13 protein-coding genes are annotated in these 11,841 nt (G+C 71.7%); 6 read left to right on the top strand and 7 right to left on the bottom strand.

The annotated features are described in order from the left end of the window. Positions 1 to 400 precede the first annotated feature (400 nt). Positions 401 to 766: a PRC-barrel domain containing protein gene (locus PV721_RS09495; RefSeq protein ID WP_319722415.1), complete on the top strand. Its 366-nt coding sequence runs from the start codon at positions 401 to 403 to the stop codon at positions 764 to 766. Positions 767 to 867: 101 nt separating this feature from the next. After that, complete coding sequence (locus tag PV721_RS09490) at positions 868 to 1,041, top strand: CsbD family protein (protein ID WP_319722414.1); 174 nt, start codon at positions 868 to 870, stop codon at positions 1,039 to 1,041. A 111-nt stretch (positions 1,042 to 1,152) separates the two neighbouring features. Here the strand turns inward: PV721_RS09490 and PV721_RS09485 are convergent, their stop codons facing one another. Next, complete coding sequence (locus PV721_RS09485) at positions 1,153 to 1,470, bottom strand: helix-turn-helix domain-containing protein (RefSeq protein WP_319722413.1); 318 nt, start codon at positions 1,468 to 1,470, stop codon at positions 1,153 to 1,155. 101 nt (positions 1,471 to 1,571) lie between these two features. Here PV721_RS09485 and PV721_RS09480 point away from each other — a divergent pair, with 101 nt between their 5' ends. Next, entirely contained in the window at positions 1,572 to 1,919 is a 348-nt protein-coding gene (locus PV721_RS09480) for a putative quinol monooxygenase (RefSeq protein ID WP_319722412.1), read from the top strand. Positions 1,920 to 2,108: 189 nt separating this feature from the next. Continuing rightward, positions 2,109 to 3,341 carry an FAD-dependent oxidoreductase gene (locus PV721_RS09475; RefSeq protein WP_319722411.1) on the top strand — a complete coding sequence of 411 codons (1,233 nt, stop codon included), beginning with the start codon at positions 2,109 to 2,111 and terminating at the stop codon, positions 3,339 to 3,341. A 68-nt stretch (positions 3,342 to 3,409) separates the two neighbouring features. Here PV721_RS09475 and PV721_RS09470 read toward each other — a convergent pair whose 3' ends face one another. Together PV721_RS09470 and PV721_RS09465 are read right to left on the bottom strand one after the other, a co-directional pair. After that, positions 3,410 to 4,087 carry a hypothetical protein gene (locus PV721_RS09470; RefSeq protein WP_319722410.1) on the bottom strand — a complete coding sequence of 226 codons (678 nt, stop codon included), beginning with the start codon at positions 4,085 to 4,087 and terminating at the stop codon, positions 3,410 to 3,412. 218 nt (positions 4,088 to 4,305) lie between these two features. Continuing rightward, complete coding sequence (locus PV721_RS09465) at positions 4,306 to 6,543, bottom strand: DUF6777 domain-containing protein (RefSeq protein WP_319722409.1); 2,238 nt, start codon at positions 6,541 to 6,543, stop codon at positions 4,306 to 4,308. Between the two features lie 577 nt (positions 6,544 to 7,120). Between PV721_RS09465 and PV721_RS09460 the strand changes: the two genes are divergently transcribed. Beyond that, on the top strand, positions 7,121 to 8,080 hold the full coding sequence (locus PV721_RS09460; RefSeq protein ID WP_319722408.1) for an SDR family oxidoreductase: 960 nt from the start codon (positions 7,121 to 7,123) through the stop codon (positions 8,078 to 8,080). Positions 8,081 to 8,122: 42 nt separating this feature from the next. Here PV721_RS09460 and PV721_RS09455 read toward each other — a convergent pair whose 3' ends face one another. The 4 genes from PV721_RS09455 to PV721_RS09440 all read right to left on the bottom strand — a co-directional run bounded on the left by PV721_RS09455 (position 8,123) and on the right by PV721_RS09440 (position 10,978). Next, complete coding sequence (locus tag PV721_RS09455; RefSeq protein WP_319722407.1) at positions 8,123 to 8,701, bottom strand: hypothetical protein; 579 nt, start codon at positions 8,699 to 8,701, stop codon at positions 8,123 to 8,125. A 142-nt stretch (positions 8,702 to 8,843) separates the two neighbouring features. Beyond that, entirely contained in the window at positions 8,844 to 9,383 is a 540-nt protein-coding gene (locus PV721_RS09450) for a hypothetical protein (RefSeq protein ID WP_319722406.1), read from the bottom strand. Positions 9,384 to 9,596: 213 nt separating this feature from the next. Further along, positions 9,597 to 10,340, bottom strand: coding sequence for a class E sortase (locus PV721_RS09445; protein ID WP_319722405.1), 744 nt, complete (start codon positions 10,338 to 10,340; stop codon positions 9,597 to 9,599). Between the two features lie 164 nt (positions 10,341 to 10,504). Continuing rightward, positions 10,505 to 10,978 carry a hypothetical protein gene (locus PV721_RS09440; protein WP_319722404.1) on the bottom strand — a complete coding sequence of 158 codons (474 nt, stop codon included), beginning with the start codon at positions 10,976 to 10,978 and terminating at the stop codon, positions 10,505 to 10,507. A 151-nt stretch (positions 10,979 to 11,129) separates the two neighbouring features. On the opposite strand from PV721_RS09440, the gene PV721_RS09435 reads away from it, so the two are divergent. After that, entirely contained in the window at positions 11,130 to 11,747 is a 618-nt protein-coding gene (locus tag PV721_RS09435; protein WP_319722403.1) for a TOPRIM nucleotidyl transferase/hydrolase domain-containing protein, read from the top strand. Positions 11,748 to 11,841: the final 94 nt, after the last annotated feature.

Here is an 11,841-nt window from a genome sequence, read left to right as displayed (position 1 = left end):
GGCTCACCTGCCGGCGTCCTGACGGACGGCCCCTCGCGGTGGGCGGGGACGCAGGCGCTGACCTCGTGGCCTCGAGGGAGAGCAGGAACGGGATCCGGCGGCACGGCGCACTGGTTGCGGACGAGCCCCGGCCGCGTGATGGCGGGGGGATGCCACCACGCGGCTCGGGTCCGCTCGGAACTCCGCGCCGCTCACCGTCGCGGACTCCCGTGACCACGCTTATGGCCGGTCCCCGTCGGCTCAAACGGTCACAGCGCACCTTTTTCCCGGAGCGGGCCGGCGGCCTTGCACCGCACGGGAGTGGAACCGGGGTGGCCGGGCAGGCGCGCCGTCGACGGAGGTTCCTGCGTCCCCCAAGGGGATGGAGGGGCCACGGTTGCGATCGAAGGAGTTGTTTTGCATGACGGAGAACGTGTGGGCCTACCGCGCCGGCGTCGACTACCTGGCGGCCGACCTCACCGGCTACGGGGTCGAGGCGGTCGACGGCAGCATCGGCAAGGTCGACAAGCACTCCGACGAGGTGACCGACGCCTATCTGGTCGTCGACACCGGCGTGTGGATCCTCGGCAAGGAGGTCCTGCTGCCGGCCGGGCTGGTGACCCGCATCGACCACGCGGCGGAGAAGGTCTACGTGGACCGTACGAAGGAGCAGATCAAGGCCGCTCCGGAATTCCGTCGGGACGAGCACCTCGGAAACGCGGACCATCGCGAGGCGCTGGGCTCGCACTACCTCTCCGGCATGCCGTTCGGCGTCCCGCCCGCCTGACCGGTTGCCCTGCCGGGTCTCGCCGCCCACGTTTGCGCGGCGCGATCGGGGTCAGACGTGGAGGGCAAGGCATTTCCCGCACCCACAGGGAGTGATCAGCTGTGTCGAGGGACGAGAAGGGCCGGGCCAAGTCCGAGCAGGCCAAGGGCAAGCTCAAGGAGGCGGCCGGCCGCTTGGTGGGCAATGAGCGACTGACCGCCGAAGGCCGCGCCCAGCGGGCGAAGGGCGATGCCCGCCAGGCCAAGGAGAAGATCAAGGACATCTTCAAGCGGTGACCTGGCCGCACGGGCGTGCCTGGGTCCCGAACCCGTGGGGGGTTCGGGACCCAGGCACGTCCGCACACCCGCGCCGCGCCTGTCCGCCGACGCCTGACGGCGCGCCTGGACTCACTCCCCCGGCTCGGCCGCCACGATGCCCAGCAGCCCGGGAAACCGCTGCTCGATGTCGGCCCGGCGCAAGCTGGCCATCCGGCTGTTGCCCCGGTCGACCTGACGGATGAGCCCGGCCTCGCGGAGCGCGCGGAAGTGGTGCGTGACGGTCGCCTTGGAGACCGGCAGCCCGAAGGAGCTGCACGTCCGTGCCGCGCCGTCGGGGTCGGCCGCCAGCTCGCGCACCACTCGGCGGCGCAACGGATCTGCCAGCGCGGAGAGCACGGGGCCGAGTTCGATCTCCTCGACGTCCGGGTGGCCTTCACCGTCGGGCATGCGGGACACCTCCCTTCAGGTATGGATTGCATCGTACCTACGAGTTCGATAGCGTCCGGCAGGTACGAGTTTCATTGTACCTATCGGGGGGAGAACCCTGCATGCCCCAGCCATTCGCACTCGTCGGCACCGCACGCCCCAAGCCCGAACGCGCCGAGGAGCTGAAGCGGCTCCTGCTCTCGTTCGTCGAGCCGACCCGGCAGGAGGCCGGCTGCCTGGAGTACCACTTCCACGAAGATCGCGATGACCCCGGCGTCTTCGTCTTCTACGAGGCCTGGCGCTCCCAGGCCGATCTCGACGCCCACCTCGCCCTCCCCCACATGCAGGCCTTCTGGGAGCAGCGCATGGACTACCTGGAGTCCGACCTCGACATACGCTTCCTGACGATGCACAGCCCCTACCAGTGGGCCGACCGGTCCGGAGCGGCGCGGACCACGGCGCCGCAGTGACGCCGCGCCCGTCTTGAAGTCCCCCGCCAGGCGATCTCGCCGAGCCTGACCTCGGCCGCCCGCAAGTAGCGTGGAACAAGGGCCTGCTGAAGACAGGTCAGGTCGGCGTCGCCGCTACCGGCCCCGCCGCCCCCCGTGCGGTATACCTCCCCTGGGGCTCACCCGATCCCCGCGAAGGGAGTGGTTGCCGTGGAGCGCACGACGTGCTGCGTGGTGGGAGGCGGGCCGGCCGGAATGGTGCTGGCGCTGCTGCTGGCCCGGGCCGGTGTGGAGGTGACGGTGCTGGAGAAACACGGCGACTTCCTGCGCGACTTCCGCGGCGACACCGTGCACCCCTCCACCCTTGCGCTGCTCGACGACATCGGCCTCGCCGAACGGTTCGCCCAACTGCCGCAGCGCCGCGTGACCACGGTGCAGCTGCCCCTGGGGCCGGACCGGTCCCTGGTCACGATCGGGAACATCGGGGCGCTGCGCGGAAAGTACAACTACATCGCGATGGTGCCCCAGTGGGACCTGCTCGACCTCCTCGCCGACGAAGCGGCCCGCGAACCCTCGTTCCGCCTGCGCATGGACACCGAGGCGACGTCGTTCCTCACCGAGCGCGGACGCGTCACCGGCGTCCGCTACCGCACCGCGGACGGCAGCACCGGCGAACTCAGGGCCACCCTGACCGTGGCCTGCGACGGCCGTGGCTCCCTGGCCAGGGACCTGCCCGAGCTCGGCCTGGAAGACTTCCCGTGCCCCATGGACGCCTGGTGGTTCCGCCTGCCGCGCCACGAGGACGACCCCAGCGGACTCGTGGGCGGCCTGGGCGACCGGTTCTTCACCGCACTCATCGACCGCGGCGACTACTGGCAGTGCGCCGCGCTCATCCCCAAGGGAACCGACGCCGAGCGCCGCGCCGAGGGCTTGGAGCGCTTCATGGCCCGCTTCACGGCCGCCGTCCCGTGGCTGGCCGACCGGAGCCACGCCGTCACCTCCTGGGACGAGGTGAAACTGCTCGACGTGCGGCTCGACCGCCTGCGCCGCTGGCACCGCCCCGGACTGCTGTGCATCGGCGACGCCGCCCACGCGATGTCGCCCGTCGGCGGCATCGGCATCAACCTCGCCGTGCAGGACGCGGTGGCCGCGGCCCGCTACCTCGTCCGGCCGCTGCGCGAGGGCACCGTGGGACTGCGCGACGTGCGCCGCGTCCAACACCGCCGCTGGCCCACCACGGTGGCGACCCAAGGCCTCCAGAGCCTGGCCCACACCCAGGTCATCGGCCCGCTGCTGGCCGGCCGCACCGCGTTCGGCGATCCCCGACGGGCCAAGCGGCTGACGGAGCTCGTCACCGAGTCGCGGTGGCTGAACCGGGTCCCGGCCTACTTCATCGCGTACGGAGCCCTGCGCGAGCGCCCCCCGAAGGAATCGCTGCGCTGATCGACCACCCGGACGGAGGCCGCCGCCTCCTTCAGCTCGGCGACCTGTGCGGCGGCCCCTACGCGGTGTTATCCCCGGTGTTGCGGGCGGTCTGCGTACCAGTCGACGCGTGTCTGCGGGGTGACCGGCAGGGCTTCGAGCTCGTCTTCGCCCAGGATCCGCTCAGCGGTCTCCTGCGAGCAGCCGACGTAGGTGGACAGCAGGTCGTAGTCAGTGGTGACCACCCAGCTGCGGTCCCGCGGCCACCAGAATTCCGGGCCGGCCGAACCCACCCTGTCCGCGGCTTCTTCCCGTACGGCTTCCAGACCGGCCATGGAGGCACGGCGAACGAGTGGTTCTGCCTCACCCCAGCAGAGCGCCGCCAGGTCGTAGGCGAAGCAGACGTCCTGATCGCCCGTCACGTCGGCGAGACAACGTGCCAGCGCGCCTCGGCTCCGGCCGTCGAGGTCCCCTGCTTCGGTCGTCCACACCGGTTCGCCCCCGGCGCCGTGCCGGTCGGGGAGTGACAGGTGGGACAACTCGGGGTGGAAATCGATCCCTGCTGCCTCGGCCCACGTCCGCCACTTCCGGGTACGGCCCGACCCGTCCGTGGCCTCGAAACGGTGGAAGACGCGCAGGTACGCCTCGAACCCGCTCGGCACCAGCTCGGACACGACGTGCCCGGGGCCGGTAACGGGCCGGCCGAGCCGCTCCTGGAGCCAGGCCAGCTCCGTGCCGTCGTACGTCCACTCCCGCACCTGCGCCATGGTGTCCATTCTCCCGGACGGCCCGTTCCGGCCAAACCCTGCCCCACGCCGCCCGCTTGAACGGAGGCGACGCACTCCCGCCATCACGACGATCGGCCCGACGAACGCTGTACGGATCAGGGGGCCCGGTGCGCGGGACGAACCGGCTGCAGCCACCGCAGGCACGGCCCGCGGTGGCTCAACCGGAGGATCAACGCCCGGGCACGTGGCCCACCGGATCACCCGGCCTGACCCTGACCCGTTTCCGGGCCTGGCACCGTCCCTGGGCCGTTGCCGGACTCCTGACCTGGCACCTTCCCGCCGGAATCCTGGCCTCGCACCCTTTCGCCGGAATCCTGGCCTGGCACTTTCCCGCCGGAATCCTGACTCGCGTCCTTGCCCGACTCGTTCCCGGGCGCCTTCCCCGGCTCCTGGCTGCCACCGTTGCCCGGGGCCTTGCCCGGCTCCTGGCTGCCACCGCTGCCCGGGGCCTTGCCCGGATCCTGGCCGGACTCCTTGCCCGGCTTCCCGGCGTCCTGGCCCGGCACCCTCCCGGACTCCTGACCGGGGACCTTGCCCGACTCCTGGCTCGGCACCCTCCCTGGGCCGGGGCCGCTGCCGGACTCCTGGCCCGAGGGCTTGCCCGACTCGTTCCCGGGCGCGTTCCCCGGCCCCTCGCCGCTGCCCTCGTCCGGGGTCTTGCCCGGATCCTGGCCGGACTCCTTGCCCGGCACCTTGCCGGGGGTCATGTCCGGGTCGTGGCCCGGCTCCTTCCCGGGAGCCTTGCCCGGCTCTTTGCCGGACTCCTGACCCGGGTGTCGGCCCGGCTCCTTCCCCGACTCCTCGCCCGGGCTCTTGTCCGACTCCTTCTCCGGCCCCTTGTCCCTGTCCTTGCCGGGCTCCTGACCCCGCTCCTTCCCCGGTTCCCGGCCGGACTCGTCACCCGGCAGCTTGTCCGCGTCCTTGCTCGGCTCCTTGCCCGAGTCCTGACCCGGCATCTTTCCCGAGCCCTTGCCCGAGCCCTCGTCCGGTTCCCTTCCAGGAGCCTTGTCCGGGTCCTGAACCGGCTCCTTGCCTGTGCCCTGGCCGGGCGTTTCGGCAGGGTCCCGGCCCGACTCCTGCTTCGCCTTCCGGCCGGTTTCCTGACCTGGCTCCTCCCCCGAGTCCTTCCCCGACTCCTTGCCCGGGCCCTTGTCCGACTCCTGACCCGGCGCCTCCCCCGGGCGGGACTCCTCACCCGGGGCCTGACCCGGCACGTTCCCGGAGTCCTTGCCCGGCTCCTTCCCGGTCTTGTCCGGCTCCTGGCCTCGCTCCTTCACGGCACCCTGGCCGGGCGCCTTGCCGGGCTCCTGGCCAGGCTCCTTGCCGGGTACTCCCGGGGCCTGTTCCGACTCCTGAGGCGGAACCTTTCCGGGCTCCCGGCCCGGGACCTGCCCCGCGTCCTCACCCGGGTCCACATCCGGGTTCTGGCCCGGGTCCTGGCCTGGGTCCTGGCCCGGATTCTGGCCCGGATTCTGGCCCGGGTCCTGGAGCGGTGCTTTGCCGGGGGCCTGGCCCGGGATGTTGCCCGGGACGGTCCCCGGATTCCGGCCCGGGACGTTGCCGGGTGCGGTTCCGGGGAGCTTGCCCGTGTCCGTGTCCGGGGGCGTCTGCACTGATCCCGTGTGGGCCGCCGGCAGGACCGGGTAGGCCGATCCGGGTGTCTGGCCCTGCGGGGGCGGGACCTCGCGGTCGTGCTTGCCCTCCGCCGCTCCGCTCGGGCGCTCGTACCATCCCTTGCTGCCCTGGTCGAAAACCGTGACGGTCTTCACCGGCTTCGCTGCGGGCTTGACCGCGACGAGCCCGGAAGACCGGAACGAGGACCACTTCTGCCCGCTGTACGTCTGCCTGCCCTTGACCGCCACCGGCGGGCTCAAGGGGTTGCCGCAGGCGCAGCGGACCCGGGGCACGCCGCGGCCGTCGACCAGAACAGGGGTGCCGGCCTGCAGGACCGCCTGATAGCTGGTGGGTGCGTTGTTCCGGTACCCGTGGTTGGTGACCCGGGTGTCCCAGCCCAGCCGGACGGGCGTCAGCGACCGCAGGTAGGAGGGAATCTCGGGCTGCCGGATACCCAGCGAGACGGCGAACGCCCGGCCCTTGTCCGAGTGCTGCGTGAGGAAGCGGATCTGCTTCTCCACGTCACAGCTCACGACGTTCCGCGTGCCCCCGTACAGCCCCGGATACCCACCGTCGACCTCGAGCGTGCGCGCAGCCCTCGTGGCGTTCGTGACGTTCGTGCCGTCCTTCACCTTCCCGCTGCCGGTCATGGGCGTGACCTGGGCGACGCTCTCGGCCTGTGTGGCCGTCGAAGGAGTGAACGGATCCGGCCCGGCCTCCGGAGCGGCCTGGAGGAAGACCTCGCCGCCCGCCGCGGTGTTCCCGCCCAGCACGGTGAAGCTGAGGACCACCGCCGAGACCACGGCCACCGCCGTACCCACGCTCAGCACGGCCCTGCGCGACCGCCACCTGCGAGCCCGCCCACCGCCCGTCGGCGGAAGCGACGAACCGGCGGACGACGCGGGCAGAGGGCCCGACGGCGGCCCCGGTGGCGAATCCACTGCCGGAGGCGGTGGCGGCGGAGGCGGTGCATGCTCGCCCTGGCCCGACAAAGGGCCGCGGGGAGGGCCGGTGGGACGCTCGGAAGAAGGAGGCAGGGAACTCACGAGAATCGCCCCCCGACACAGGGCAGCGGGTGAACAATGGTGGCTCGCATGCGCTCACTCCTTCCGAACCGTCAACGCCTCCACATCCCGGAGGTGAAACCTGGAGTACCGCTGCCGCGCGCAAGGGGAAGAACGGGAAGCGCTCCGGACGGGAAACGCTCCCCGCCGGCGACATCGATAGGGACCACGCACTGCGCGTACGTCCGTCTCCTGAGTAAGCCCCCTCGCCCCGGCCACGTCATGCCGCGAGATTTCGGGGCTTGACACAGCGCACACCACAGATAGGACACAGCAAGGCCCGTCGGCGGAGCCCAGCCGAAGGCCAGAAGTCACTCCACGGAAAGGACTTGTCGTGGAAGGAATCGAGCAGAACGAGGAGGCGGCGCCCACCGAAGGCGTCCACCTCCTGACCGTCGTCAGCCCGCGCCGGGACGAGGGCAACAGCCCGACCGGGATCGTCGGCCGGCGCATGGCGCGGCAACTGCTCACCCTGGGCAGGCGTGTGCGGGTGATCGCCGAGCCGGACCAGTGCGGCGGCTGGCCCGACGCGGTCGAAGTCGTCGAAGGCTCCATCACCCGGCCGCTGGATTCTCGCCGAGCCTTCGACGGCGTGGAGGCCGTGTTCCTCGCCGGCGCCCATCCCTCCACGGTCCGGGACGCCCTCGCCCTGGCGCGGGAAGCCGCCGTCAGGAGGATCGTCCTGCTGTCGTCTCACGGGCCGGAGTACGAGGAGGCGAATCCGCCGGAGACCTGGTTCTGGCTGGCCGTCGAGAAGGCGGTCGAGCAGTCGGGCATCGCCTGGACGCACATCCGGCCGTCGGCCGTGATGGGTGCCGTCATCGAGGGGACCTACCCGGCGACGGGGTCGGACTGGCCCGACACCGTGCGCGCCGAAGGGGTGGTCCGGGAGGCTTTCCTCGACCGGGGCCACTACCCCTTCATCCACGAGGAAGACCTCGCCGCCGTGGCGACCGCTGCCCTGATCTGCGACGACTACACCGGGACGGTCATCGAGGCCGTGGGCCCCCCGCTGAGCACACGTGCACGGATACGCGGCATCGCCGCCGCTCTCGGCCGCGACATCGGTACGGTCGATCTGTCGCCGGACGGGAGCCGGGCGATCTGGCAGCGTCTCGGCTGGCCGGATGGTGCGATCGAGGTGACGCTCTACGCCCTCGAAGAGTACGGCGCCCGATGCGCCGAACTCCTTCAGTGGACGCGCGACCAGCGGCCGTCCGTGCAGGACATCACCGGCCGCCCACCGCGCACCTACGACGACTGGCTGAGCGAGAACATCGACGCCTTTCGCTGACCCGTCGAGTCGCGGGCGCCGCCCGGCACTTGAGGTCGACGCTCACCCGGCGAAGCCGTCGGGGACCTTCCCGCACTGCGAGAAGACGCTGACGGCGAGCGTCCCCGTGGGCTCGTACCAGTTGACGTCGACCATGTCGCCGGTGTCCGGGTCCTCGAAACGGAATCCCATGTCGGAGATGTTCTCGCTGATGAGCTTCCAGCCCTGCTGTGACAGCCGGCTGCGGACGCGTTCCTCACCGGTGCGGGCGGTGGCCTGCGGAACGCCGGTGGTGCGTGTGTCGAGATCGAAGCTGTACACGTCCCGGCGGGACCTGTCGATGTGGGCGAAGCCCCGCAGTCCGCGGTAGTAGCAGGCACCCGTTTCCACTCGGTACGGCCCCTCGGCAGCCGGCCCGGGCAGAGCCAGGTCCTCGTGTACGCGCTCGGCTTCCTCGCGGAGCCGAGTGCCGACCACGTTCGGGTCGACCTCCGGGTACGGTGCGCCGTTCCACAGGCGGTAGCCGCCCCAGGACACGGCCGTGAGGAGTGTGACGCCGCAGAGCAGCAGCGCCGTACGGACGAGGCGGCGTGCATGCGAGCGGGGCGGGACCGTGCTGGTGACGGGCTGAACGGAACTCATGGTGCGAAGGTAGGCGCAAGACGTCCTGCGGACATCGGGGGGGCTACTCAGGTCCACGTGAGTAGCCGCTCCGATGATCGGCCGTTCCCGGCGGGATCTTGCGGCGGGGGCCCGGGGCCGGGGCCCCGCCGCAAGGACCGGCTCAGCGGAAGAGCATGGACGCGTCCCCGGTCGGGGTGGTCACCGATCCCGGACACAGGAAGCTGCCCGAGGTCTTGGCGGCGGTGAAGGCCCGGTTGACGTACTTCCGGCTCGTCCCGTCGCGGTCCCACACGATGTTCGTCGCCTTGTAACGGCAGGAGATGAAGCTCTGCCTGCCGGTGATGTCGATCAGATCGGTCCGCGCCGTTCCGGCGGCGTCGTCGAAGGTGAAGGCGGGGTTGTTGTTGAGGCTGGCGGCGATGCCGCCGCCGCAGGCCAGATTGCCTCCCGGCGCGTTGATCGTGGTGCGGTCGACGGTGAGCGCGGCCGGGGCAGCGGCGCTCGTGCTCGCGTTGGTCCAGCTGCAGCTGTTGCCGGCGACCACGATCACGCCGTCGACCTTCTGGTCGGCGGCCGCGGCTCCGGTGCCGTGCGCGAGGGCGGTTCCGGTACTGGTGAAGGCTGCCGCGACGACCAGCGTCGCGATCCCGGCGATGCGTGCGATGCGGCTGCTGTGCCTGATGGGCGTGATGTGCCTCATGATTCGCTCCTCCATGCCACGTACTGGTGGGGGTGGGCGAGGCGCTGGGCCTCTCAGAGGGTGCGGAGTGCGTGCCCGGAGAGTCCCACAGCCATCTTCAACTGTCAGGAGCATGTCATCGCTATGCCGGGATTTGGCTGGAATTACCCGTCGGTGCGAGATCTTGCTGCCGGCCCGGCCCGGCCCGGTCCCGTCCCGTCCGGGCCAGGTGCGTCAGCGGGCCGCGGAGGTCTTGCGCAGCACGCCAATCTTGTCGATGCGGTGCTCGGGGTTGCCCTGGGCGTCGCTCCAGAAGTTGCCCTCGGCGTGGTCCTCCGGCGTGGCGCAGGTCGAGATCGTGATCATGGCCTGGGTGGGGGTCGCGCCGGGCGCCCCGGGCACGGCCGCGCGCTGCTCGCCGAGCGAACGCTCCGACCGGAACGACGTCTTGCGGGTCGCGACGATCTCGTAGGTGTACTCCACCTCACCGGCGGTCACGAGGACCGTGTCGCCCTTGTCCACGGCGGGCAGGTCGCGCAGCGGACCGCCTGCCGACAGGCGGTGCGCGGTGATCAGGAAATTGCCCACCTGACCGGGTCCGACCCCGCCCAGCTTCCCGTACGGGCTGGCCGCGTGGCCGAGGTCCTGGATGCGGGTGCCCGGTACGTCGTCGGTGGTGCCCTCGTACGGCATCACGCGCAGGCCGGAGATCCCCACAGAGGGTATGGACAGGACCGAGGCCTGGGTCCGGACGCCGGCGTACGAGGCGGCCGCGGACCCCGGCGCGGAGGATGCGGGGGCTGTGGGAGACGGTTCAGCGGCGGACGGGGCAGCCGGGGCCGGAGCGGGGACTGCGGCGGTCGCCTGCGGGCGGGCTGCGGCACCGGCGGCAGCCGAGGGGGCGCACGCCGCCAGCAGGGCGGCCACGGCTCCGGCGAGTACGGCGGGCACGGCACGGGACGGGAACGGCAAGGACATGGGCGTTTTCCGTGTCGGTCGGTCGTCCGGGCCATGCGGCAGGTGTGTGACCCGGTTCAGCGGCCAGAGTGACATACGGAGCAAGCGGTTCATAAGGGTCCCGGTCTGTGACCTCCCTCCCCCGGCCGGCCCCGGGGACCGCGTCAGCGCGAACACTGCCTCGGTCACTGAATACGGCGGCTCGCCGCGTTGCGGACGCGACGGGTGCGTCCGTGCTCGGCGAGCAGGGTGAGGGCAGCGGGCGCGGTGACGACCTGCGCGGCCGATGCGGTGCGCTGGAACCAGTCGGATGCGCCGGTGAGCTCCTCGGCCGCCCACGGTTCGCCGAGTGCGATCGTCCGCAGGAGGGTCCACTCACGCAAGCGGCGGGTCAGGAAGGGCCGGTCCCCGATGATCGCGGCCATCATCGCGGCCCAGGAGGGGAATCCGGGGCCGGTCAGCAAGTGAGCCGCCCGGCGCTCCAGGTGGCGGTTCACCGCGGACTCCGCCATCGACACGCACGCGTCGCGGAGGACCTCGGCCACCAGGGCGGCCTCGTCCGCCTCCAGCACGCTCTCCGGGACGGCGTCCAGGACCTCCAGGTAGCGCGCGGAACGCCCGTGCTCGGGGGGTTCTTCGTCGATCTCGGGTGCAGTCATGCGGCCATTCCATCGTTTCGCACGGTCGGCCGGTACCCCCGCAGCCGACATCCGAGTCCCTACCACGGGCCTGTGCGGGAGTCCGGGCCTCCGCGCTCCCGACGACGGATATTCCGTACCGTGCCGTCGGTCGGGGTAGGAGACTCGCTCCATGGTGGACATGCGCATGTTCCGGGACGAGGTCAGCGGCTGGGCGGGGGGCGGCTCCGGCGGGCCGGCGAGTGATCTGGCCGTACGACTGGGGGTGCGGACCGCGGTTCTGCTGGAAGGCCCGAGTGACCTCGCGGCCGTTGAGACGCTGGCCGAGCGGCGTGGCCGCGACCTCGCCGCCGAGGGGGTGTGCGTCGTGCAGATGGGCGGGGCGATGAGCGTCGCGCGGTACGCCGGCCTCCTCGGGCCGCCGGGCCTCGGCCTGCGCCTGGCAGGACTGTGCGACGCGGGCGAGCAGGGCTTCTTCGACCGCGGCCTGACCAGGGCACGGGCGCCGCGCCGGGGCATCTTCGTGTGCGTGGCGGACCTGGAGGACGAGCTCATCCGCGCGCTGGGCACGCCGAGGGTCGAGGAGGTCGTCGAGACCGAGGGCGACCTCCGCGCCTGGCAGACCTTCGTGCGCCAGCCCGCACAGCACGGCCGGTCCCGGCAGGAGCAGTTGCGGCGCTTCCTCGGGACGAAGAAGGGCCGCAAGATCCGTTACGGGCGCCTCCTGGCCGAGGCCCTGGACCTCGACCAGGTGCCGGCTCCCCTCGACGACCTCCTCGCGAGCCTGTGACCGCAGACCCGGACGTGCGGCGTGCTCAGCCGGTCGGCTGTCCGGGAAAGCCCGTAGCGGTGCGCGCACGGCTCGGCCGGCTTCCGGGGGAGGA

The sequence above is a fragment of the Streptomyces sp. MB09-01 genome (genome assembly GCF_033794505.1).
GTDB lineage: Bacteria > Actinomycetota > Actinomycetes > Streptomycetales > Streptomycetaceae > Streptomyces.
The sequence above is the reverse complement of the archived record's forward strand: the minus strand, read 5'-3'. Positions and strand labels throughout refer to the sequence as shown.